General features: G+C 56.2%; 17 protein-coding genes. 13 read left to right on the forward strand and 4 right to left on the reverse strand.

The genetic code is table 11. The features are described from left to right. Nucleotides 1-188: 188 nt before the first annotated feature. The 3 genes from murB to QMN93_RS20490 are packed head-to-tail and all read left to right on the forward strand — an operon-like array spanning nt 189 to nt 3185. Complete coding sequence (murB, locus tag QMN93_RS20480) at nt 189-1217, forward strand: UDP-N-acetylmuramate dehydrogenase (RefSeq protein WP_193140181.1); 1029 nt, start codon at nt 189-191, stop codon at nt 1215-1217. Continuing rightward, nucleotides 1214-2176, forward strand: coding sequence for a bifunctional biotin--[acetyl-CoA-carboxylase] ligase/biotin operon repressor BirA (gene birA, locus QMN93_RS20485; protein ID WP_033146880.1), 963 nt, complete (start codon nt 1214-1216; stop codon nt 2174-2176). Before murB ends, birA begins: the two co-directional genes overlap by 4 nt. Nucleotides 2177-2192: 16 nt before the next feature. Continuing rightward, nucleotides 2193-3185: a glycosyl hydrolase family 8 gene (locus QMN93_RS20490; protein ID WP_193140179.1), complete on the forward strand. Its 993-nt coding sequence runs from the start codon at nt 2193-2195 to the stop codon at nt 3183-3185. 48 nt (nt 3186-3233) lie between these two features. Here QMN93_RS20490 and bcsG read toward each other — a convergent pair whose 3' ends face one another. From bcsG to bcsE, 3 genes are read right to left on the reverse strand one after another with little or no spacing between them, the layout of a single operon-like run. Next, nucleotides 3234-4913, reverse strand: coding sequence for a cellulose biosynthesis protein BcsG (gene bcsG, locus QMN93_RS20495; RefSeq protein ID WP_323619957.1), 1680 nt, complete (start codon nt 4911-4913; stop codon nt 3234-3236). Beyond that, nucleotides 4906-5103 (reverse strand): cellulose biosynthesis protein BcsF, encoded by a 198-nt coding sequence (gene bcsF, locus QMN93_RS20500; RefSeq protein ID WP_024908822.1) that lies wholly within the window; start codon nt 5101-5103, stop codon nt 4906-4908. Before bcsF ends, bcsG begins: the two co-directional genes overlap by 8 nt. After that, nucleotides 5097-6659, reverse strand: coding sequence for a cellulose biosynthesis c-di-GMP-binding protein BcsE (gene bcsE / locus QMN93_RS20505; protein ID WP_182382800.1), 1563 nt, complete (start codon nt 6657-6659; stop codon nt 5097-5099). The genes bcsF and bcsE overlap by 7 nt, the downstream gene beginning before the upstream one ends. A gap of 175 nt (nt 6660-6834) precedes the next feature. On the opposite strand from bcsE, the gene bcsR reads away from it, so the two are divergent. From bcsR to QMN93_RS20550, 9 genes are all read left to right on the forward strand, one after another. Further along, complete coding sequence (gene bcsR / locus QMN93_RS20510) at nt 6835-7023, forward strand: cellulose biosynthesis protein BcsR (RefSeq protein ID WP_008503237.1); 189 nt, start codon at nt 6835-6837, stop codon at nt 7021-7023. 11 nt (nt 7024-7034) lie between these two features. After that, the gene (bcsQ, locus tag QMN93_RS20515; protein ID WP_023333774.1) at nt 7035-7787 is read left to right on the forward strand and encodes a cellulose biosynthesis protein BcsQ; all 753 of its coding nucleotides are present in this window, start codon (nt 7035-7037) and stop codon (nt 7785-7787) included. After that, entirely contained in the window at nt 7784-10399 is a 2616-nt protein-coding gene (gene bcsA, locus QMN93_RS20520; protein WP_193140177.1) for a UDP-forming cellulose synthase catalytic subunit, read from the forward strand. The genes bcsQ and bcsA overlap by 4 nt, the downstream gene beginning before the upstream one ends. Nucleotides 10400-10409: 10 nt before the next feature. Next, nucleotides 10410-12830 (forward strand): cellulose biosynthesis cyclic di-GMP-binding regulatory protein BcsB, encoded by a 2421-nt coding sequence (gene bcsB, locus QMN93_RS20525; protein ID WP_064673667.1) that lies wholly within the window; start codon nt 10410-10412, stop codon nt 12828-12830. 6 nt (nt 12831-12836) lie between these two features. Further along, complete coding sequence (gene bcsZ / locus QMN93_RS20530) at nt 12837-13943, forward strand: cellulose synthase complex periplasmic endoglucanase BcsZ (RefSeq protein ID WP_064673668.1); 1107 nt, start codon at nt 12837-12839, stop codon at nt 13941-13943. Continuing rightward, entirely contained in the window at nt 13925-17407 is a 3483-nt protein-coding gene (gene bcsC / locus QMN93_RS20535) for a cellulose synthase complex outer membrane protein BcsC (protein WP_039263029.1), read from the forward strand. Before bcsZ ends, bcsC begins: the two co-directional genes overlap by 19 nt. A 119-nt stretch (nt 17408-17526) precedes the next feature. Beyond that, the gene (hmsP, locus tag QMN93_RS20540) at nt 17527-19533 is read left to right on the forward strand and encodes a biofilm formation regulator HmsP (protein WP_064673669.1); all 2007 of its coding nucleotides are present in this window, start codon (nt 17527-17529) and stop codon (nt 19531-19533) included. 159 nt (nt 19534-19692) lie between these two features. Continuing rightward, nucleotides 19693-20979: a dicarboxylate/amino acid:cation symporter gene (locus QMN93_RS20545; protein ID WP_023309587.1), complete on the forward strand. Its 1287-nt coding sequence runs from the start codon at nt 19693-19695 to the stop codon at nt 20977-20979. Between the two features lie 227 nt (nt 20980-21206). Next, nucleotides 21207-22700: a pitrilysin family protein gene (locus tag QMN93_RS20550; RefSeq protein WP_033146870.1), complete on the forward strand. Its 1494-nt coding sequence runs from the start codon at nt 21207-21209 to the stop codon at nt 22698-22700. Nucleotides 22701-23045: 345 nt separating this feature from the next. Here the strand turns inward: QMN93_RS20550 and QMN93_RS20555 are convergent, their stop codons facing one another. Next, entirely contained in the window at nt 23046-23975 is a 930-nt protein-coding gene (locus QMN93_RS20555; protein WP_069303402.1) for a sugar kinase, read from the reverse strand. A 229-nt stretch (nt 23976-24204) separates the two neighbouring features. On the opposite strand from QMN93_RS20555, the gene pdeH reads away from it, so the two are divergent. After that, nucleotides 24205-24978 carry a cyclic-guanylate-specific phosphodiesterase gene (gene pdeH / locus QMN93_RS20560; RefSeq protein ID WP_023309584.1) on the forward strand — a complete coding sequence of 258 codons (774 nt, stop codon included), beginning with the start codon at nt 24205-24207 and terminating at the stop codon, nt 24976-24978. The last annotated feature ends 32 nt before the right edge of the window (nt 24979-25010 follow it).

A 25010-nucleotide genomic window follows, 5' to 3' on the forward strand; every position in this document is an offset into this window, starting at 1 on the left:
TGAAACGCCGTAGCGCCGATGGTAGTGTGGGGTCTCCCCATGTGAGAGTAGGGAACTGCCAGGCATCAATTAAGTAGAGAGGCCATCCGAAAGGATGGCCTTTTTGCGTTTATACGCTGCACAAACTAATCCCCCAACGCCCTGCTTATACGGTAAACTACCTGCGTTTTTGCATCAGGATAGCGTCTATGAACCACTCCCTTAAGCCCTGGAATACCTTTGGCATTCAACGCAATGCTAAACAAATTGTACGTGCCGATACTGCACAGCAAATGCTGGATGCATGGCAAAGCGCAACTGAAAATAACGAACCCGTACTGATTCTGGGCGAAGGAAGTAATGTCCTGTTTCTCGATGATTTTGCGGGAACGGTGATCGTTAACCGCATCATGGGAATTGATGTGGAAGAGCGTGCCGACAGCTGGCACCTGCACGTGGGGGCCGGAGAAAACTGGCATCATCTGGTGCAATTCACCCTCGAAAAAGGGATGCCGGGCCTGGAAAACCTTGCGCTTATTCCAGGCTGCGCCGGATCGTCACCTATTCAAAACATCGGTGCCTACGGCATCGAACTGAAACATGTCTGTGAATATGTCGACTGCATCGAACTGGCAACCGGAACGGCAAAGCGTTTAACGGCGGAACAGTGCCGGTTTGGCTATCGTGACAGTATCTTCAAACATGAATATCAGGATCGCTACGTGATTGTTGCCGTGGGCCTGCGTCTGTCGAAGGACTGGCAGCCCGTGTTGACCTACGGGGATTTAACGCGTCTCGATCCGGCTACCGTAACCGCCCGCGACGTTTTTGATTCCGTTTGCCATATGCGGATGACCAAACTTCCCGATCCAAAAGTAAACGGAAACGCAGGAAGCTTCTTCAAAAACCCGGTTATCAGCAGCGAAAATGCAAAAGTCTTTCTTGAAGGATGGCCAGCCGCGCCACATTACCCTCAGGCGGATGGCAGCGTGAAGCTTGCCGCGGGATGGCTTATCGATCAATGCCAGCTAAAAGGCACTTCAGTAGGCGGTGCTGCCGTTCACCAGCAGCAGGCTCTGGTGCTGGTTAATCAGCGCGATGCGACCAGCGATGATGTTGTACAGCTGGCTCATTATGTTCGTCAGCGTGTGGGCGAAAAATTTAACGTCTGGCTGGAGCCAGAAGTTCGCTTCATTGGCTGCACAGGTGAAGTTAATGCCGTGGAGGCTATCGCGTGAAGGACAATACCGTTCCCTTAACCCTGATTAGCATCCTTGCTGACGGCGAGTTTCATTCTGGCGAGCAGCTGGGTGAGCAGCTTGGCATGAGCCGTGCTGCTATCAATAAACATATCCAGACGCTTCGCGACTGGGGTGTTGATGTGTTCACGGTTCCCGGAAAAGGCTACAGCCTGCCGGAGCCGATTCAATTGCTGAATGAAGAAGCGATCCGCAGCCAGATCGGACACGGCAATGTTGCGGTGCTGCCGGTGATTGATTCGACGAACCAGTATCTTCTGGATCGTCTGCCTGAGCTGAAATCCGGCGATGCCTGCGTTGCTGAATATCAACAGGCCGGTCGCGGCCGTCGCGGTCGCAAATGGTTTTCGCCATTTGGCGCTAACCTCTATCTGTCCATGTACTGGCGACTCGAGCAGGGCCCGGCCGCTGCCATTGGTCTGAGTCTGGTCATCGGCATCGTCATGGCGGAAGTGCTGCACGATCTGGGGGCGGATAAAGTACGCGTTAAATGGCCTAATGACCTCTACCTCAACGATCGTAAACTTGCCGGCATTCTGGTCGAACTGACGGGAAAAACGGGCGATGCAGCGCAAATCGTCATCGGCGCAGGCCTCAACATGGTAATGCGCAATGTACAAAATGATGTGGTGAATCAGGCCTGGACTAACCTCCAGGAGGCGGGGATCGTCATCGATCGCAACACCCTTGCCGTGCGTATGATTAAAGAGTTGCGCAGTTCACTCACGCTTTTTGAGCAGGAAGGGCTGGCATCGTTCCTGTCTCGTTGGGAAAAGCTGGATAACTTCATCAACCGCCCGGTGAAATTGCTGATTGGTGATAAAGAGATCTACGGAACTTCGCGCGGTATTGACGCACAGGGCGCGCTGCTTCTTGAGCAGGATGGCGTGATCAAACCCTGGATGGGCGGTGAGATTTCACTGCGAAGTGCCGAATAACCGGATCGAGTTAATTATGCGAAAACCCGTCTACGCAACGCTGGCCGTCATGATGAGTGTGCTGTTTTCGCCTCTCTCTCATGCGGATCGGGCCTGGGAGAGTTACAAGGCCCGCTTTTTCAAACCGGAAGGCCGTATTGTTGATACCGGTAATGGCGGCGTGTCGCATACGGAAGGTCAGGGTTTTGCCATGCTGATGGCGGTGGCCAACGACGATAAAGCCACGTTCGATAAGCTCTGGCAATGGACAGACAGTCGGCTAAAGAACAAAGAAAATGGTCTGTTTTACTGGCGCTATAACCCCGCAGAGTCCAACCCGGTCGCCGACAAAAACAACGCTGCAGATGGCGACGTGCTGATTGCCTGGGCGTTGCTGAAAGCCGACGCCCGCTGGCATGACAAGCGCTACAGCGCCGCATCGGATGCAATTACCAAAGCACTGATTGACCACAGCGTGATCCGCTATGCCGGTTACCGCGTGATGCTGCCCGGCGTCCAGGGGTTTAAGCTTGAGGGTGAAGTCGTCCTTAATCCTTCCTATTTCGTGTTTCCGGCCTGGCAAGCTTTCGCCAGATGCAGCCATTTGCCGGTCTGGCGCGATTTGATTAAGGACGGGAAACGCCTGCTGGGGAAAATGGGCTCGGGTAAAGCGAATCTGCCCACTGATTGGGTTTCACTGGCATCAGGTGGCAAGCTGGCTCCTGCCAAAGGCTGGCCGCCGCGAATGAGCTATGACGCGATTCGTGTTCCGCTGTACGTTGCCTGGTCTGATAAGCAAAGCCCACTGCTGACGCCGTGGAAGGCCTGGTTCGGTCAGTTCCCCCGGGAACAAACGCCCGCCTGGGTTAACGTCGCGACCAACGAATATGCGCCCTACATGATGGAAGGCGGCCTGCTGGCTGTACGTGATTTCACGATGGGGCAGTCTTCCGGTGAACCCGAAATCACCTCTAAAGACGACTACTATTCGGCAAGTCTGAAAATGCTGGTGTGGATCGCCCAGCAATAATGTCGACATTATCCCTCTCCCCGATGGGGAGAGGGAAGTCATACCTTGTTACTGCGGATACGGTACCCAATCCCCGCCGTTCAGGCGAACGTACGGTTTGTTCTGATACTGAATGACGACCGCGTTAGCGTTTTCTGAGACCTCTGCGGTTTGCGGCAGGTTGCTGGTGAGCTGATCCCAGTTCACGCTATCCTCCACAAACAGCTTCCCGTCAACGGCGCGGGCAACCAGCTCTGAGATCGCCAGATAGCTGGTTGGCTGTGTAATCTCAATCGGTGCGCCCTGATGCGGTGCCTTCATACCAAAGAATTTAATGCCGGCAGGCACGTTGGTGATGGACGGGCTTGGGATATCACGCAGACCCGACACCTGCATTCTGTCACCTTTCAGCGCACCACCGTTCTCAGGTACCACAACCACCATCACTTTACGGCCTGATTTTTCCAGCTCCGTGAAGAACGCGTCCAGCTCGTCAAAGAACTTCTGCGCACGCACTTTATAATCAGCCGTTTTGCTCACGCCCGGGAAATGGTTACCGTCGTGTAGCGGCAGGGTGTTAAAGAACGTCGCGCTGCGTGGATTGCTGTCTTTTTCGATGGTCTGAAGCCAGCGCTGCAGGACGGCAGTATCGTCATAAACGGGCGAACCGTCGAAGCCCAGCAGAGAGACGGGAAGACCGGTTTGATCCATCAGCGGTGCCTGCATACCACCCTGTTCGCGCACCTCTTTCAGGAAGTTACCGAACTGGCCGTTATGCCCCAGCATCAGGTGTTGCGTAAAGCCCAGTTTTGCGAGGTTATCGAACAGATAACACTGGTTGCCGGCGGGTTGATACAGGTTTTTATGCGATGTCTGACCACAGCTTGCACGCAGCAGGCGGATCGCCGCCGGGCCGCTGTACGAGGTGGCAGAGTTGAAATCTTTAAACTGAATATCGAAGTGTGACCACAGCGGATGAGACATCAAACCGGCGGCGTCCACGTCGGCCCAGGAGAGAGAGCAGATGTTGATCACCAGCAGTTCAAACGGCTGAGCATCCGCCGGCAGCGCATCCGGGAATTTAGTCTGTCGCTTGTCTTCCGCGGTATAGAAACTGGAGAGCCAAGCGTTCAGGTTTGTAGAAGTAGGCGGTGCGGTCTGGGTTGGGATATCACCCACCACAGGCGTATCGCCTGCCGTTGTGACGGTTGCCGCCGCGCTTCCCCCTGTGGTGGTCACCGTGGTGGTCGGTTGACCGGCAGGCCACAGCGAAAAGTTCGGCCCAGCCAGCGTCAGCACGTTAAGCCAGATCATAATCGCGACGACAAACACCGTGACGCGGATCCACTGTGACAGGAACAGCCAGGCAACCAGCAGCACAAATACCGCGCCAATCATCTGCCAGTTAATAAAGCGCTCGGTCAGATCGAGGACATAGCTGGCGCTAAAGCCCGCCACCTGCGACCCCTGGCTCATAATGCTGTCCGGCCCCGGTAGCCAGGTATCATGCCAGAACAGCGCAAAGCCGACAGGTATAGCGACCCAGTGGCGCAAGCGATGTAGCCTGATATTCGGCAGCGGCATCAGCAGGAAGGCCATAAACACGAGGTTGAGAAGGGGATGGAAATTCAGATAGCCTGCCCACAGCAGGCCAAACTTCACCAGAAAGTAGAAGTTCCAGCCGGAAAGGCCGCGCCAGTATTGCCAGAGCGGCGAGGGTGACGAAGCGGTATAGGTAGAATTAGTCATGTTTTCGGTCTGCCTTGACGTGTGATGCCCGTGTCAGTGTTCCGGCTGGTTTTACATAGCGAGGTTTAATAAACAGCACTCTGGCCGTATCACGGATACGGCGGATGGAATGGCGCGCATAGTAGCCAAGCGGGAAAAAGATCAGCGCACAGAATATAACCAGTTGAATGATATCGCTGATGTTCATGATGATGCGTTCTCCGCGTTGTCTGTTAATAAGCGAAGGGGTTCCGGAACCCGACGCCAGACGTGTCCATCATGCCTGGCATTGAGGATCGGTTTGGCATCGCTCTTGATAGCGAGCGGCTTAACCCATTGTTCAGGCTGGAGCGCACGCATCTGCACCAGCTCCGCGCTAATCGTATTATCTTCGAACCAAATCATACGGTTCGAGAAAATATCCCCTGTAGGCAGAGGGAAGATGTGGTTAAGCGCCGTATCGAGATCGTTTACCCGGCAGAAGGACAAAAACAGCACCAGGCGATTGTCGCCAATGGTCATGATGTCCCCTGTACGGTTCGGGCGACATAAGGTGAGAGCCTGTTCAACGCGAATACCCGGTACAGGACGCAGGGCAACCATGACCCCTTTTCCGTCAGCAGGAAGAAGCGTGTTGTTCATCATGTTGCCGACGGCGTCGCAGAAGGTATCCCATTTTTGGTACCCACGCAGCTTCATCGGCTGCGTCATGGAGAGCAGCGTGGAAATATCTTCCGGTACGTGGCGGCTAAACTGCTGGCCCTGAACGCTTTCGATAAGCGTCAGGCAGCGTGACAACGGCGCATTCCATGGAATAACCATATTGGCGCCGCAGCCGAGAAGCAGGCGCTCATCGGTGGCGCGCAGGCTGGTATTATTTTCGCGCACGATGATTTTCAACGCACTGCCGCGCTGGCGGCGTAAGGTGTGGATTTGTCGTGCCAGCGTCTCAATCTGGTTATTCTGCATCAGCGAGAAAATAAGGGTTGCCGCCTGGGTTGTGCGGGCTTCATGGAAAAGGGCTTCGTTAGATTCAAACAGCGTCCAGTTTTCCGACAGGGCGGGTGCCCCCTCTAAAACCGCGATATGGCTCAGGATGCGTTTTTCATCACTACGCGGCTGCACCACGGTTTCTTCCTGCTGCGCCAGGTGCCACTCGCCCTCAATATGTTTCAGCGTAAGCTGTTGCCTGGCGCTCACGCCTTTTTCATTACACCAGAATGCAATATCGTAGAGATAGCTGCCTGCCTGGTCACGAACGCTTGCCAGACCGAACAGGGAGCGATATTCGCCCATTAAAAGTGAGAACAGCTTGTCATTATTACTGCCGGGATTGACTATCAATAGCGTGCAATTTTGAAATTTTGCCCATTTATTGATTTTTTCCAGCCAGGGCAGTAGTTTTTCAGCGGGCATATTTTGCAGGACGTTATTTGCGCATTTCAGAATCACAAAATAGTGATCCGGATCAATAGAGCACTGAACGTCGCGGGACAAAAAGTATAGACTATCGGCTTCCGATGTCATGGAAAATAATCGCACCGTCTGGGGGCCGCGACCACTTTCAAGCGTAATAATTTTCTTCGGATCTTCGCCCATGCTAATGACGGCCACGCGGGAATCCTTATCCTGAGCAGCAATTGTCTGGTTTACCAGACTGATAGCATCTTCATTACGGTCCGTATTAATCCACCAGACTCCTCCGACTGGCATGTGGCTCAATTCGTCCCATAATGACTGGATGCCAATAGAAAATATGGAGTCCACGGTGTCCCTCTTTTCGTCTAATTTATCTGTATCTCAGTTTACTAGCGAAAGCGTAGAAATAAACCTAACATTGAAATTAAAGAACATCAGATTTAGCATGTAAATGAAATTTGTCAGGGCAGGAAGCCCCGCAACTTCTTTAGCGTGCGATTTTCCTTAAAGGGATGGAAAAAGAATGGATAATAACGAACCTGGAACCCCAGTCGACTCGACTCTGGGTTACACATTCCAAAACGATTTTCTGGCGCTGACGCAGGCCTTTTCTTTACCTGAAATAGATTACACCGATATTTCCCAGCGGGAACAGTTGGCCGCGGCTATTAAACGCTGGCCGTTATTAGCTGAATTCGCCCATCAACAATAAGGGAGCCATTGATGGCCATACTCGGATTACAGGGTGTCCGTGGCGGTGTGGGTACCACATCAGTTACCGCGGCGCTGGCGTGGTCATTACAGCTTTTAGGTGAATCGGTGCTGGTTATTGACGCCTGCGCCGATAATTTGTTGCGTATGTCGTTTAACGTCGACTTTTCTCGTGAAGAGGGCTGGGCCCGCGCGCTGCTTGATGATAAAGACTGGCAGGATGCGGGGATGCGCTATACCTCCCAGCTTGATCTGCTGCCGTTTGGGCAACTGACCACCACGGAACGCGAGAATGAAGCCGCGTATCAGCGCCTGTTTTCGCAATTCACGCTGGCGCTGCAAACCCTGAAAGAAAAGGGGCACTACAAGTGGATCCTGCTGGATCTGCCGCACGGCGCCGGCACGCTCACTCGACAGCTTATCGCCCAGTGCGATCATATACTTTCCATCGTCAACGTCGATGCGAACTGCCATATCCGCCTGCATCAGCAGGGGCTGCCTCAGAACGCTCATCTTCTGATTAACGATTTGCGCATTGGCAGCCAGATCCAGGACGATCTGTATCAGGTCTGGCTGCAAAGCCAGCGCCGTCTGCTTCCCATTGTCATCCATCGTGATGAGGGGATGGCGGAATGCCTAGCGTCTAAGCAACCGCTCGGCGAATACCGCAGCGATTCACTGGCGGCAGAAGAGATCCTGACGCTGGCTAACTGGTGTCTGCTGAACTTCGCCAACAGGGCGGAGCATGCAGGGAGTTCTGTATGAGTCGTCTCGCCAGCTGGTTACTCATCCCACCGGTCAGTTCGCGTTTGAGCGAACATTACCGGCATTTCCGCCGGCACGGTGCTTCGGCATTTAGCGCCGCGCTCGGCTGCTTCTGGATGATTCTGGCCTGGATGTTTATTCCACTCGAACACCCGCGCTGGCAGCGCATACGTGCCCGGCACAGTGAGCTATATCCGCATATTAATCCCAACCGGCCGCGTCCTTTGGATCCGGCGCGCTATCTCATTCAGGCCATCTGGCTGGTGGTCACGTCATCCCGCTCAGAGAAAATAACGCCGCACTGGCGCAGCTTCTCCCGGGTTCAGCAGTTACGTGAGCGCTACCACCAGTGGCTGGACAGACTGCCCAACAGCGTAAGCGATAAGACCAGCCATCTGGATAACCATAAAGAGCTCGGGCATCTTCACCCGGGCCTGCGGCGTTTTATCCTCGGCGTGATCGTCGTGTTCTCGCTCATTCTGGCGCTGGTCTGTATTACGCAGCCTTTCAACCCTCTGGCGCAGTTCACCTTCCTGATCCTGCTGTGGGGCGTGGCGCTGCTGGTCCGCCGTATTCCGGGCCGCTTCTCGGCGCTGATGCTGATTGTGTTGTCGTTGACCGTCTCCTGTCGCTACATCTGGTGGCGTTATACCTCAACCCTGAACTGGGACGACCCGGTCAGCCTGGTGTGCGGCCTGGTGCTGTTGTTTGCCGAAACCTACGCCTGGATCGTGCTGGTACTGGGCTATTTCCAGGTCATTTGGCCGCTCAACCGCCAGCCGGTTCCGCTGCCTAAAGACACCGCGCAGTGGCCGTCTGTTGATCTCTTTGTACCGACCTACAACGAAGATCTGAGCGTGGTGAAAAACACCATTTATGCCGCGCTGGGCATCGACTGGCCGAAAGACAAGCTCAAGGTCTGGATCCTGGATGACGGCAACCGTCCGGCGTTCCGCCAGTTCGCAGAGGAGGTCGGCGTCGAGTACATCGCCCGTCCGACTCACGAGCATGCGAAAGCCGGGAACATCAACAACGCGTTGAAGTATGCCACAGGGGAGTTTGTCTCAATCTTTGACTGCGACCACGTGCCGACGCGCTCGTTCCTGCAGATGACCATGGGCTGGTTCCTGAAGGAGAAAGAGCTGGCGATGATGCAGACGCCGCACCACTTCTTCTCGCCGGATCCGTTTGAACGTAACCTTGGCCGCTTCCGCAAAACCCCGAACGAAGGCACGCTGTTCTATGGCCTGGTGCAGGACGGAAACGACATGTGGGATGCCACCTTCTTCTGCGGCTCCTGTGCGGTTATCCGCCGTAAGCCGCTGGATGAAATTGGCGGTATCGCCGTCGAAACGGTCACTGAAGATGCGCATACCTCTTTGCGCCTGCACCGTCGTGGCTATACCTCGGCGTATATGCGTATTCCGCAGGCCGCCGGTCTGGCAACGGAGTCACTGTCGGCGCACATTGGTCAGCGTATTCGCTGGGCGCGCGGCATGGTGCAGATTTTCCGTCTCGATAACCCACTGATTGGGAAAGGGCTCAAGCTGGCGCAACGTCTCTGCTACGTCAACGCCATGTTCCACTTCTTATCCGGTATCCCGCGGCTGATCTTCCTGACCGCGCCGCTGGCGTTCCTGCTCCTTCACGCTTATATCATTTACGCCCCGGCGCTGATGATTGCGCTGTTTGTTCTGCCGCACATGATCCACGCGAGCCTGACGAACTCGAAGATACAGGGTAAATACCGCCATTCCTTCTGGAGTGAAATCTACGAAACGGTGCTGGCCTGGTATATCGCACCGCCGACGATGGTGGCGCTGATTAACCCGCACAAAGGGAAATTTAACGTCACCGCCAAGGGCGGCCTGGTGGAAGAAGAGTACGTCGACTGGGTGATCTCCCGTCCGTATATCTTCCTGGTATTGCTGAATATCGTTGGCGTCATCGCCGGTATCTGGCGTTACTTCTACGGCCCGGAAAACGAAATCCTGACCGTCTTTGTGAGTATGGCCTGGGTCTTCTACAACCTGATTATCCTCGGCGGCGCGGTAGCGGTGTCGGTGGAGAGTAAACAGGTTCGTCGCGCGCATCGCGTTGAAATCTGCATGCCTGCGGCGATCGCCCGTGAAGATGGCCACCTCTTCTCCTGTACCGTGCACGACTTCTCTGACGGTGGTCTGGGGATCAAAATCAACGGCCAGGCGAAGGTGCTGGAAGGCCAGAAAGTTAACCTGCTGCTTAAGCGCGGCCAGCAGGAGTATGTCTTCCCGACGCAGGTTGTGCGCGTGGCGGGCAATGAAGTCGGTTTGCAGCTGATGCCGTTGACCAAAAAGCAACATATCGATTTTGTGCAGTGTACGTTTGCCCGCGCGGATACGTGGGCTCTCTGGCAGGACAGCTTCCCGGAAGATAAACCTCTGGAAAGCCTGCTGGATATTCTGAAGCTGGGGTTCCGTGGCTATCGTCACCTTGCAGAATTCGCCCCGTCGTCGGTGAAATTAATTTTCCGGTCACTTACTTCGCTGGTTTCCTGGGTCGTGTCGTTCATTCCTCGTCGTCCTGAGCGGGATGAGGCGAAGCAGGCGGGCCCGGTTATGGCTCAACAATGATGATAACGCGATGAAAACAAAACTTTCCTGGTTATGTGCAGTGGCAATGGGGATGAATGTTCTCCCCGCAACAATGGCTAACGCAGCTCCTGGTAACGCAGCGGCAACGCCTGCGCCAACGGTACCTGTCGTCGCGCAAGCAACCGATCCGGTTGTCACCGCGGCACCTGGTCAAACAGAAAATATCATGCCGAACCAGCCAACGGAGGGGAACACCCTGCCGGCAGACGGCCAGGTCATCGGGCAGGTGATGCCGGGCGTCCGGGGGGCGAATGCGCCCGTCGTTGCGGACAATGCGCCGTCGCGGGACGTGAAGCTGACCTTCGCGCAAATTGCACCGCCTCCGGGCAGTATGGTGCTGCGCGGCATCAACCCTAACGGCGGCATTGAGTTTGGCATGCGCAGCGATGAGGTCGTCTCTAATGCGGTGCTGAACCTGGAATACACGCCGTCGCCGTCTCTGCTGCCGACGCAGTCCCAGCTGAAGGTCTACCTGAATGATGAGCTGATGGACGTACTGCCGGTCACCAAAGAGCAGCTGGGCAAGAAAACCCAGGCGCAGGTGCCGATCAACCCGCTGTTCATCACCGACTTTAACCGTATCCGTCTGGAATTTGTCGGCCACTACCGCGATGTCTGCGAAAACCCGGCCAGCAACACGCTGTGGATGGACGTCGGGCGTAACTCCTCACTGCAGATGACCTACCAGTCGCTGGCGCTGAAAAACGATCTCTCGGCATTCCCGGTTCCGTTCTTCGATCCGCGTGATAACCGTCCGCTCACGCTGCCGATGGTGTTTGCATCATCCCCGGACGTGACCGAGCAGCTGGCGGCCACCATTGTGGCGTCCTGGTTTGGTTCACGTGCCGGCTGGCGTGGACAGAGCTTCCCGGCGATGTATGACAAACTGCCGGACAGAAATGCGATTGTGTTTGCGACCAACTCGAAACGCCCGGCCTTCCTGCGCGATCATCCGGACGTCAAAGCGCCGACCGTTGAGATGATAAGCCACCCGGAAAACCCGTACGTGAAGCTGCTGGTGGTGTTTGGCCGTGATGATAAAGATCTGGTGCAGGCAGCAAAAGCGATTGCCCAGGGCAACGTCCTTTTCCGTGGCAACAGCGTTGTAGTGGATGAGGTCAAACCGCTGCTGGCGCGTAAACCTTATGATGCGCCAAACTGGGTGCGTACCGACCGTGCGGTGACATTTGGCGAACTGAAAACCTATGAAGAACAGCTGCAGGCGACGGGGCTTGAGCCAGCGCCGATTAGCCTGTCACTGAATCTGCCGCCGGATCTGTATCTGCTGCGTACCAACGGCATTGATATCAATCTGAACTACCGTTATACCGCGCCAGCGACCAAAGACAGCTCGCGCATGGATATCAGCCTGAACAACCAGTTCCTGCAATCGTTCAGCCTGCAAAGCACGCAGGATACTAACCGCCTGATGCTTCGCCTGCCGGTGTTGCAGGGGCTGCTGGACGGTAAAACGGATGTCTCCATCCCGGCACTGAAGCTGGGCGCGATAAACCAGCTGCGCTTTGACTTCCAGTACATGAACCCAATGCCTGGCGGTTCTGCGGAAAACTGCATCACCTTCCAGCCCGTACAGAACCACGTCGTGATTGGCGATGAGTCGACTATCGACTTCTCGAAGTACTATCACTTCCTGGCGATGCCGGATCTGCGCGCCTTTGCTAACGCGGGCTTCCCGTTCAGCCGCATGGCCGATCTCTCTGAGTCCATCGTTGTGATGCCAAAAGCGCCAAGCGAAGGGCAGGTTACGACCCTGCTGGATACCATGGCGACCGTTGGAGGACAGACGGGATTACCGGCGATTAACGTCACGTTGACGGACGATGGCAGCCAGATCCAGAACAAAGATGCTGACATCATGGTGATCGGTACCATTCCGGATAAGCTGAAGGATGACAAACGTATCGATCTGCTGGTGAAAGCGGCCCAGTCCTGGGTTAACACGCCGCTGCGTCAGACCGAGTTCCCGAGCATTATGCCGGATATGAACGACCGTCAGGCCAGCGCGCAGACGACGGTAACGTCTCAGGGGGCAATGGCCGCGGTGGTGGGCTTCCAGTCACCTTACAACGAACAGCGTAGCGTGGTGGCTCTCCTGGCGGACAGCCCGCGCGGATATGAACTGCTCAATACGGCCATGAACGACAGCGGTAAACGTGCCGCGATGTTTGGATCCGTTTCGGTGATCCGTGAGTCCGGCGTCAATAGCCTGCGCGTGGGCGACGTGTACTACGTGGGCCATCTGCCGTGGTTCGAACGCCTGTGGTATGCGCTGGCTAACCATCCGGTTCTGCTCGCCATCCTGGCGGCGGTCAGCGTGGTCTTGCTGGCATGGGTGCTGTGGCGTCTGCTGCGTATCATCAGCCGTCGTCGCCTGAACCCGGATGAGTAAGATGTGATGAAAGCCTTTCGCTGGTGTGCATTAGCAGCGTTGATGCTGGCGGCGCTTCCTCTTCGCGCCGCCTGTACCTGGCCTGCCTGGGAGCAGTTTAAAAAGGATTACATCAGTGAGGGCGGGCGTGTCGTTGATCCCAGCGACACGCGCAAAATTACGACCTCTGAAGGGCAAAGCTACGCCTTGTTCTTTGCCCTTGCGGCGAACGATCGCAGCGCGTTTGACCAGCTGCTGACCTGGACGCGCGATAATCTTGCCAGCGGCAATCTCAACGACCATCTGCCCGCCTGGCTATGGGGCCAGAAAGATAAAGAGACGTGGGCGGTGATTGATACCAACTCCGCCTCTGACGCCGATGTCTGGATCGCCTGGTCTCTGCTCGAAGCGGGCCGGTTGTGGAAACATCCGGACTATACCCGCACGGGTAAGGCGCTGCTGAAACACATTGTCAGTGAGGAAGTGGTGAAAGTGCCGGGGCTCGGCGCAATGCTGCTTCCCGGTAAAGTCGGTTTTGCCGATGAAAACGTCTGGCGTTTTAACCCCAGCTATCTTCCTCCGCAGTTAGCGAGTTATTTCACGCGCTTTGGTCCCCCGTGGACCCAGCTTCGTGAAACCAATCAGCGTCTGCTGCTGGAGAGCGCGCCGAAAGGGTTTTCGCCGGACTGGGTTCAGTATCAGAAAAACAAAGGCTGGCGGTTACAGCAGGATAAATCGCTGGTGGGCGGCTACGACGCCATCCGCGTTTATCTCTGGGTGGGAATGATGAGTGATAAAGATCCTCAGAAAGCCCGGCTGCTGACGCGCTTCCAGCCGATGGCGGCAAAGACAATGAAACGGGGTGTGCCGCCGGAGAAAGTGGATGTGGCGACGGGTAAACGCACCGGGAATGGCCCGGTCGGGTTCTCTGCCGCCATGCTACCGTTTTTACAACAACGTGATGCCCAGGCGGTTCAGCGCCAGCGCGTTGCGGACCATTTTCCCGATAACAATGCCTATTACAGCTACGTGCTGACTCTCTTTGGGCAAGGATGGGATCAGCATCGTTTTCGCTTCACCGCAAAAGGTGAATTAATACCGGATTGGGGCCAGGAATGCGCAAGTTCACAGTAAATCTACTCACTTTATCGCTTGGCCTGGCACTGATGCCGATGGCTGAAGCCGCTAACTCTCCGCAGCAGAAACAGCTGCTGGAACAGGTTCGGCTGGGCGAATCGACACAGCGTGAGGATTTGGTTCGTCAGTCGCTTTACCGTCTTGAGCTGATTGACCCGAACAACCCTGACGTCATTGCCGCACGCTTTCGCTACCTGCTGCGCCAGGGCGATAACGCCGGTGCGCAAAAAGAGCTGGATCGTCTGAAAGGGATCGCGCCGGGCTCGAGTGCATACCAGTCATCACGCAACACGATGCTGCTGTCCACGCCGGATGGCCGCCAGCAGCTCCAGCAGGCGCGTTTGCTCGCCACCACGGGACACACGCAGGAGGCGATTGCAGCCTATGACAAGCTGTTTGACGGCAACCCGCCGGGCGGCGACGTGGCGACGGAATACTGGAATGTGGTCGCCAAAGATCCTGCTCGCCGGAATGCGGCCATTAACCAGCTCAAGAAAATCAATACCAGCAGCCCCGGAAATACGCAGCTGCAGGCGACGCTGTCCCAGCTTTTGTTCCAGAGCGGACGCCGTGATGAAGGCTTTGCGGTATTGCAGGAGATGGCTAAATCGACCAACGGGCGCAGCCAGGCGTCTGATATGTGGTATGACCAAATCAAAGGCCAGCCTGCCAGCAGCGCCAGCGTCAGCGCGCTGCAAAAATACCTGAGCGTATTCAGTGACGGCGATAGCGTCGCGGCGGCGCGTGCCCAGCTCGAAGAACAGCAAAAACAGCTCGCTGACCCGGCGTTCCGCGCGAAAGCGGAAGGGCTGGCGGCGGTGGATGCCGGGCAGGGAAGTAAGGCGGTGGCTGAGCTGCAAAAAGCCGTCAGCGCCAACCATGCCGACAGTGAAGCGGTGGGTGCCCTTGGCCAGGCCTATTCCCAGAAAGGCGACCGCGCCCGCGCGGTGGCGCAGTTTGAAAAGGCGATTGCCCTCGATCCCCAGAGCGATAACCGGGGTAAATGGGACAGTCTGCTGAAGGTCAACCGCTACTGGCTGCTGATCCAGCAGGGCGATGCGGCCCTGAAGGCGAATAACCCTGCGCAGGCGGAGCGTTACTATCAGCAGGCGCGCAGTATCGACAATACCGACAGTTATGCCGTGCTGGGGTTGGGCGATGCCGCCGCGGCGCGTAAAGATAATGACGCGGCGGAACGTTACTATCGCCAGGCGCTGCGTATGGACAGCGGCAACAGCAATGCGGTCCGCGGCCTGGCTAATATTTACCGCGCGCAGTCCCCGGAGAAGGCCTCGCAGTTTATCCAGTCTCTCTCCGCCAGCCAGCGCCGGAGCATTGATGATATTGAACGCAGTCTGACCAACGAGCAGCTCTCCGCTCAGGCAGAACAGCTGGAAAATCAGGGAAAATACGCCCAGGCGGCAGAGATTCAGCGCCGTCGTCTGGCGCTCTCTCCCGGCGACGTTTGGATAACCTATCGTCTCTCGCGCGATCTCTACAGCGCGGGTCAGCGCAGCCAGGCGGATACCCTGATGCGTCAGCTTGCCAGCCAGAAACCGACCGATCCGGATCAGGTGTACGCCAGCGGGCTCTATCTTTCCGGTAACGATCAGGACCGCGCCGCGCTGGCGCATCTGGACACGCTGCCGCGCAGCCAGTGGAACGGCAATATTCAGGAGCTTGCCGACCGCCTGCAAAGCAACCAGGTGCTGGAAACCGCCAACCGTCTGCGCGATAGCGGCAAAGAGCAGGAGGCGGAAAACCTTCTGCGTCAGCAGCCGACCTCCACCCGCATCGACCTGACGCTGGCGGACTGGGCGCAGCAGCGTGGCGATCTGGCGTCGGCAAAAACGACGTATAACGCCGTTCTGCAGCGTGAACCGCAGAACGAAGACGCGATCCTCGGCCTGACCGAGATTTATAGCGCGCAGGGCGACAAAGATGCCGCGCGCGCAGAGCTGGCGAAACTGCCCGCCGCGCAAAACGGCCAGCCGCTGTCGCTCAACATGCAGCGCCGGATCGCGATGGCGCAGGCAGGTCTGGGCGATTCCGCTGCCGCAGAACAGACCTTCAACAAAATCATTCCGCAGGCTAAATCGCAGCCCGGCTCCATGGAAAACGCGCTGGTGTTACGTGATGCCGCGCGTTTCCAGGCGCAAAACGGTCAGCCTCAGCAGGCGCTGGAAACCTATAAAGACGCGATGGTGTCTACGGGTATCACCACGACGCGTCCGGCCGACAACGACAGTTTCACCCGTCTGACGCGTAACGATGAAAAAGACGACTGGCTGAAGCGCGGCGTGCGCAGCGATGCTGGTGACTTGTACCGTCAGCAGGATGTTAACGTCACGCTGCAGCACGACTACTGGGGCTCCAGCGGCACGGGCGGCTATTCTGACCTGAAAGCGCACACTACCATGCTGCAGGTGGATGCTCCGCTGTCTGACGGGCGCATGTTCTTCAGAAGCGATCTGGTCAACATGGACGCCGGTTCATTTGATAACAATAACGGGACCTACGATCCAAAATGGGGGACCTGCTACGAAACGCCGTGTAGCGGCAACACCCATCAGTCCGACAATGGCGCAAGCGTCGCCGTCGGCTGGCAGAATAAAACCTGGGCGATGGATATTGGCACCACGCCAATGGGCTTTGACGTCGTCGACGTGGTGGGCGGCATCAGCTACAGCAGCGATCTGGGCCCCATCGGCTATACCGTTAACGCCCATCGCCGCCCCATCTCCAGCTCTCTGCTGGCGTTCGCCGGGCAAAAAGATACCAACACCGGCACCACCTGGGGCGGCGTACGTGCCACCGGTGGCGGCGTAAGCATGAGCTATGACAAAGGGGAAGCGAACGGCGTCTGGTCAAGCCTGAACGCGGAAACGCTGACGGGTAAAAATGTGGAAGATAACTGGCGCGTCCGCTGGATGACGGGTTACTACTACAAGCTCATTAATAAAAACAACGAGCGCCTGACGGTCGGCGTCTCCAATATGCTCTGGCACTACGACAAAGACCTGAGCGGTTATACCCTGGGTCAGGGCGGCTACTACAGCCCGCAGGAGTATGTCTCCTTCGCACTGCCGGTGACCTGGCGTAAACGCACGGAGAACTGGTCCTGGGAGCTGGGCGGCTCGGTGTCCTGGTCTCACTCGAAAACCAAAGACGAACTGCGCTACCCGATCCAGAATCTGATCCCGACCGATGAGCCAGACCGCTATACCGACCGGGGCGTGATGGAAACCGGCAGCAGTTCCTCTGGCACGGGTTATACCGCGCGGGCCATTATCGAACGCCGCGTAACGTCCAACTGGTTTGTGGGCATGGGCGTGGATATTCAGGAAGCGAAAGACTATACCCCAAGCCATGCGCTGATCTATGTGCGTTACTCTGCTGCAGGCTGGCAGGGCGATATGGACTTACCGCCGCAGCCGCTCATCCCTTACGCGGACTGGTAATCGGATTATCCTTAATCCATTTGTAAGTCTCTCTTAATAGCGCGGCAATCGGGTATACTCAGGCGCGCCAGGTTTACACCCTGGCGCGCCCTGCGCTTCGAGTTTTGTGGAGAGTCATTTTGCGTGTCAGCCGTTCCTTAACAATCAAACAGATGGCGATGGTTTCTGCCGTCACCGTGCTGTTTGTACTGCTCTTCTGCGTAATTTTGCTGTTTCATTCCGTACAGCAGAATCGCTATAACACGGCTTCGCAGTTAGAAAGTATCGCGCGCTCGGTGCGCGGCCCGCTCTCTGCCGCTATCCTGAAAGGGGATATTCCCGAAGCGGAAACCATTTTAAAACGCATTCAGCCTGCCGGCGTCGTTAGCCGCGCCGATGTGGTCTTGCCCAACCAGTTTCAGGCGCTGCGGATGAGCTTTATCCCGGAGCGTCCCGTCCCAATGATGGTGATGCGCCTGTTTGAACTGCCGGTGCAGATTTCGCTGCCCGTTTATTCGCTTGAACGCCCTGCCAATCCGCAGCCGCTGGCCTACCTGGTATTACAGGCGGATTCCTACCGCATGTATAAATTCGTCATGAGCTGGGTGGTTACGTTAGTGACCACTTGCTTACTTATGACGCTTATTCTCAGCGTGGCGCTCACCTGGTGCATTAACCGGCTGATTGTTCATCCGCTGCGCCGTATCGCCCGCGAGCTGAATACGCTTGCGCCGCAGGATCAGATGGGGCATCAGCTTGAGCTGCCGCGTCTGCATCATGACGATGAGATAGGCATGCTGGTGCGCAGCTACAACCTCAACCAGCAGCGCATTCAGCGCCAGCAGGATGAGTTAAACAGCAGCGCCACGCGCTTCCCGGTGTCGGAGCTTCCCAATAAAGCCTTCCTGATGGCGATGCTGGAGCAGACCGTTGCCCGTCAGCAAACCACGGCGCTGATGGTTATCGCCTGTGAAACCCTGCAGGACACGGCTGGCGTGCTCAGGGAGAGCCAGCGCGAAATGCTGCTGCTGACCCTGGTGGAAAAAGTGAAGTCTGTCCTTGCCCCGCGCATGGTGCTGACCCAGGTCAGCGGTTACGACCTTGTGGTGATTGCCAACGGCGTAAAAGAGCCCTGGCATGCGATCACTTTAGGTCAGCAAGTACTCACTGTCATTAATGAGCGGTTGCCCATTCAGGGTATCCAGCTTCGTCCAAGCGCCAGTATCGGTATTGCGATGTACTATGGCGATTTAACGGCAGAGCAGCTTTATCATCGCGCGTTCTCGGCGGCGTTCACCGCCCGGCGCAAAGGGAAAAATCAGATCCAGTTCTTCGCGCCGGAAGAGATGGAAAAGGCGCAGCAGCGCCTGACGGAAGAGAGCGACATCCTGACCGCGCTGGATAACCGCCAGTTTGCCCTCTGGCTACAGCCGCAGGTGAATTTGCTGACGGGAGAAGTGAAAAGCGCCGAGGCACTGCTGCGCGTGCAGCAGCCGGATGGTTCATGGGAGCTGCCGGAAGGGCTGATTGAGCGCATTGAGTCCTGTGGCCTGATGGTTACCGTCGGCTACTGGGTGCTGGAGGAGTCCTGCCGTCAGCTTGCCGCCTGGCAGGAGCGCGGCGTGACGCTGCCGCTGTCGGTCAATTTGTCTGCCCTGCAGCTTATGCACCCGACCATGGTTTCAGAGATGCTGGAGCTGATCCATCGTTACCGAATCAAGCCTGATACGTTAACTCTGGAAGTGACGGAGAGCCGTCGCATAGACGACCCTAATCAGGCGGTCGCGATCCTGAAACCGCTGCGTAATGCCGGCATTCGCATTGCGCTGGACGATTTCGGCATGGGGTACGCCGGGCTGCGTCAGCTTCAGCACATGAAAACCCTTCCGGTGGACGTGCTCAAAATTGACAAAGCGTTTGTCGACGGTCTGCCGGGCGACAGCAGCATGGTGCAGGCGATTATCCAGATGGCGCGCAGCCTCAACCTGCATCTTATTGCCGAGGGGATTGAAACCGAAGCGCAACGCGCATGGCTGGCAGAGGCGGGCGTGGAGAGCGGACAAGGCTTCCTTTTTGCCCCTGCTGTTCCTTCGGATGTCTTTGAAGAACGATACCTTTCTGGTGCTGACAATAACGCAAAAGTGTAATTTTGTTGCTGGCTTGTGCGAGCCAGCTCAAAGTTCTTAACATTTGTGTTTCAAATTTGAACTGAGTTTATTTCTGTCCTGTTATGTGGGTGTTATTTTAAAGCCGCAGGTTAACCATAACCTTACAAAGCCTGTGGTTTTTCTTCCCAAGGACACCTTATGAAAACCTCACTCTTCAAAAGTCTTTATTTCCAGGTCCTGACAGCCATCGCCATCGGTATTCTGCTGGGTCACTATTACCCTGAGCTGGGCGCGCAAATGAAACCGCTTGGCGACGCGTTCGTTAAGCTCATCAAAATGGTCATCGCGCCGGTGATCTTCTGTACGGTAGTAACGGGCATCGCTGGCATGGAAAGCATGAAGGCGGTCGGCCGTACCGGTGCAGTGGCGCTTCTCTATTTTGAAGTGGTCAGTACCCTTGCGCTGATTATCGGTCTGATCATCGTCAACGTGGTGCAGCCGGGCGCGGGGATGAACGTAGACCCGTCAACGCTGGATGCCAAAGCGGTCGCGGTATATGCCGAGCAGGCGAAGGATCAGGGTGTGGTGGCCTTCCTGCTGGACGTGATTCCGGGCAGCGTCATTGGCGCGTTCGCCAGCGGAAACATCCTGCAGGTTCTGCTGTTTGCCGTGATGTTTGGCTTTGCTCTGCACCGTCTGGGCAGCAAAGGCCAGCTTATCTTTAATGTGATCGAAAGCTTCTCCCAGGTGATTTTCGGCATCATCAATATGATCATGCGTCTGGCGCCGATCGGTGCTTTCGGCGCGATGGCCTTCACCATCGGTAAATATGGCGTCGGTACGCTGGTGCAGCTGGGTCAGCTGATTATCTGCTTCTATATCACCTGTATCCTTTTCGTGGTCGTGGTGCTGGGCTCCATCGCCCGCGCGACGGGTTTCAACATCTTCAAATTTATCCGCTACATCCGCGAAGAGCTGCTGATCGTTCTGGGGACTTCCTCTTCAGAATCGGCGCTGCCGCGTATGCTCGACAAGATGGAAAAGCTGGGGTGCCGTAAATCGGTGGTCGGGCTGGTGATCCCGACGGGCTACTCCTTCAACCTGGACGGCACCTCGATATACCTGACGATGGCGGCCGTGTTTATCGCTCAGGCGACCAACAGCCATATGGATATTTTCCATCAGATTACCCTGCTGGTGGTGCTCCTGCTCTCCTCTAAAGGCGCGGCAGGCGTGACGGGCAGTGGCTTTATCGTGCTGGCTGCTACTATTTCCGCTGTGGGTCACCTGCCGGTGGCGGGTCTGGCGTTGATTCTCGGTATCGACCGCTTCATGTCAGAGGCGCGTGCGTTAACCAACCTGGTGGGTAACGGCGTGGCGACGGTGGTGGTGGCGAAATGGGTGAAAGAGCTAGATCACAAAAAGCTCGACGATACTCTCAATAACCGTTCAACTGACAGCAAAAATCCTGGCTTAACCTCTTAATCTTGTCACAAATGCCCGTATTCCCTTGTCGGGATGCGGGCTCCTGCGCATAATAACTGTTCGTACCTGTCATAATTCGACAAGATTTTTTTTGGGTATATTTCACTTCTGACCGTGACGTTTTGCCGAACGCGCGGTCTAATCGACGTGTTTTCATCGTCATCTTTAAGAGTGAAGCGCGTCGCGAAACACTCTTTTTTAACCAGGAATGTTGATCAGGGGTTCACATGCAGGGCACAAAAATTCGACTCTTAACCGGCGGTTTGCTGATGATGGCAGCAGCCAGTTATGTGCAGGCAGATGCGCTCCAGCCAGACCCGGCCTGGCAACAAGGGACATTAGCGAACGGTTTTCAGTGGCAGGTTTTAGCCACTCCGCAACGTCCCAGTGACCGTGTAGAAATCCGTCTGTCCATTAATACCGGTTCCCTCGCGGAAAGCACTCAGCAAACCGGTTTTAGCCATTTTATTCCACGGCTGGCGCTCACGCAGAGCGGCAGCCTGCAAGCGGTTCAGGTGCGTTCGCTTTGGCAGCAGGCCATCGATCCGAAACGCCCGCTCCCTCCGGCTGTGGTCTCGTATGACTACACCATGTTTAACCTGAGCCTGCCAAATAACCGTAACGACCTGCTTAAAGAAGCGCTTACGTATCTCTCCGATGCCTCTGGCAATCTGGCGATTACGCCGGACACCGTCAACTATGCGCTGAGCAACAGCGACATGGTGGCGACCTGGCCCGGGGATACCAAAGAGGGCTGGTGGCGTTACCGCCTGAAGGGCTCAACGTTACTGGGACACGATCCGGCCGAACCGCTGAAACAGCCGGTGGACGCCGAACAGGTAAAATCGTTCTACCAGAAGTGGTATACCCCGGATGCGATGACGCTGATCGTGGTGGGTAACGTGGACAGCCGCGCGGTGGTGGAGCAGATCAACAAAGCGTTTGGTGATTTGAAAGGCAAGCGTGAAACGCCAGCCCCTGTCCCGACGCTCTCTCCGCTGCGTGCAGAGCCTGTCAGCATTATGACGGACGCCGTGCGTCAGGATCGCCTCTCCGTCATGTGGGATAACGCCTGGCAGCCCATCCGCGAGTCCGCGGCGATGTTGCGCTACTGGCGTGCCGATCTGGCGCGTGAAGCGCTGTTCTGGCACGTTCAGCAGACGCTGAGCAAGAACAACGTGAAGAATATCGGTCTTGGTTTTGACTGCCGCGTGCTGTTCCAGCGTGCGCAGTGTGCCATCAACGTTGAATCGCCGGGCGATAAGCTGAATGCTAATCTGGGCGTGGTCGCAAAAGAGCTGGCAAAAGTGCGTAAAGAGGGGCTTTCCGAAGAGGAATTCAACGCTCTCGTGGCGCAGAAAAAACTTGAGCTGCAGAAGCTGTTTGCGACCTACGCTCGCGCCGATACCGACATTCTGATCAGCCAGCGTATTCGCTCCCTGCAGAATCAGGTGGTGGACATTGCGCCGGAACAGTATCAGAAACTGCGTCAGGACTTCCTGAACGGTCTGACCGTCGAGATGCTCAATCAGGACCTCCGTCAGCAGCTGTCGCAGGAGATGGCGTTGATCCTCCTGCAACCGAAGGGCGAGCCGGAATATGACATGAAGGAACTTCAGAAGACCTGGGATTCCATTATGGCTACCGCGCCGCAGCCAGCGCAGGCCGCCACGGCTGATGATTTACATCCGGACGCGACGGATATTCCGCAGGGGCAGTAATGCTTAAACATTCCCTCTCCCACAGGGAGGGGGTGTTCATCGTCCACTCTCCCTGTGGGGGAGAGTAATCCCCAGTAATTTTTTACCTGAAGCGATGAATGTTGCTTCAGGTAAATGAATGACTTACAGCGATGCCCTGAGCCACCCTGGCACGTTCACAAGTCATGTTGTTACAGAGTAGCAAGGAACATAAAGTGAACGGAATGACCACCAGAGCCGTATGTTCCCCCTCACCCCAGCCCTCTCCCTCAAGGGAGAGGGGGTAGTCCGTGCTGGCATTATTTTGTGGGGAACCCTCAGGCCTGTGGGAGAGGGTTAGGGTGAGGGCATCAGCCCGCACCCTCCTTAAACAGGCATCGCCTCACGCGGAATAATCGCCCCGCGATACTGAATCACCGTGCTGGCCGTCAGGTGACCACGCTGTGCCGCCGCTTCCGGCGTTCCACCCGTCAGACGTACCGCCAGATAGCCCGCGCTGAATGAATCACCGGCCGCCGTGGTATCAATCACTTTCTCTCTAGCAAGCTTTACCGCCGGAACGTCAACCAGCGCTTCGCCCGCCACCGCTACCAGGCATGAATCCGCCCCGCGCTTAATCACCACTTCGCTCACGCCTGCCGCCTGCGTGCGTGCAATCACGTCCTCTACCGGTTTCTCACCCCACAGGGCGTCTTCATCGTCGAGCGTGAGGAAGGCGAGATCGGTGCACTGCAGCATCTGCTGATAGACCTGCTGCGTCTCTTCGCGGCTGGCCCACAGGCGCGGGCGGTAGTTGTTATCGAAAATAACCTTGCCGCCGTTTGCACGGCATTCGCGCAGCAGCGAGAGCAGCTTTTCACGGCTGGTAGGGCTCAGGATCGCCAGGCTAATCCCGCTCAGATAGAGGTAGTCAAAGGTCGCCAGCTCTTCGCAGATGGCCGCGGCCGCGTCGCTCTCCAGCCAGAATTTGGCCGCGGCTTCGTTACGCCAGTAATAAAACGTGCGTTCGCCGGTGCTGTCGGTTTCGATGTAATAAAGCCCCGGGAGGCGGTTCTCCATACGCTGAATCAGCGACGTTTCGACATGTTCACTCTGCCAGGCCTCCAGCATTTGCTGGCTGAAGCTGTCCGTACCCAGGGCGGTCACGTAGTTCACGGTGAGCGCCTCAGGCGCGACCTGACGGGCAATATAAACGGACGTGTTTAACGTATCGCCACCAAATCCGCGGCTGACTTCCGCGCCTTTTTGTGACAGCTCAATCATGCATTCGCCAATCACGGCAATTTTTTTGGACATAGTCGTGAACCTGAACAGAAGAATTATCAGCAGTGTGCGCTGAGTGAATTAACCGGTCAACTATATTAAAACAACGTTCCATTATTTTATTTGAGCCAGCGCGTGTTCCCGCGCATTTCTGTCATCTTAATTTCATTTTCCCGGTGAATTGAACATAAAGTTCTCAATTGTCGCGCCGATAATCCTGTGACGAGTCCAGAAAGGCTATCCCAACAACAGGACATCTGAAATGAAGTCAGAGCAGGTTATCCAGCGGCTGAGCACTACGCCTGAGGCAAGTATTGAGAACTTGCAGGAGCATCGCTACTGGCTGCAATGTGAGCGTGCGTACACCTATCAGCCGATCTACCGAACAGATGGTCGACTGATGGCAATTGAAATTTTGACCGTCGTTACGCATCCCTCAAACCCTACTCAGCGCATCGCGCCGGATCGCTATTTTGCCGAAGTTGCCGTTCGCCAGCGTCTGGACGTGCTGGAAGAGCAGCTTCGTATGCTGGCGACGAAGCAACCTTTTTTCGAACAGCACGATATCCTCGCCTCGGTGAACGTCGATGGTCCAACCCTGCTGGCGCTGCGTCAGAACGCAAAATTGCAGGAGCTGATCGCCACCCTGCCGTGGATGCGCTTTGAGCTGGTGGAGCATGTCCGTCTGCCGCAGGACTCCTCGTTTGCGTCGATATGCGAATACGGCCCGCTGTGGCTGGATGACTTTGGCACCGGCATGGCGAACTTCTCCGCCCTGAGTGAGGTGCGCTACGACTACATCAAAGTGGCCCGCGACCTGTTCATTATGCTGCGTCAGACCCCGGAAGGGCGGAATCTGTTTACGCTGTTATTACAGCTGATGAACCGCTATTGCCAGGGCGTGATTGTTGAAGGTGTAGAAACACTGGAAGAGTGGCGTGATGTGCAAAACTCTCCCGCAGCGGCGGCGCAAGGCTATTATCTCTCCCGCCCGGTACCCATGGATCGCCTCGATAGCGTTATAACGACCCTCTGATAAGCCCGCTTCCCTTTGTCTGGACTATAGTT

This window comes from Enterobacter sp. R-1.6.2, assembly GCF_035064085.1.
Taxonomy (GTDB): domain Bacteria; phylum Pseudomonadota; class Gammaproteobacteria; order Enterobacterales; family Enterobacteriaceae; genus Enterobacter; species Enterobacter asburiae_B.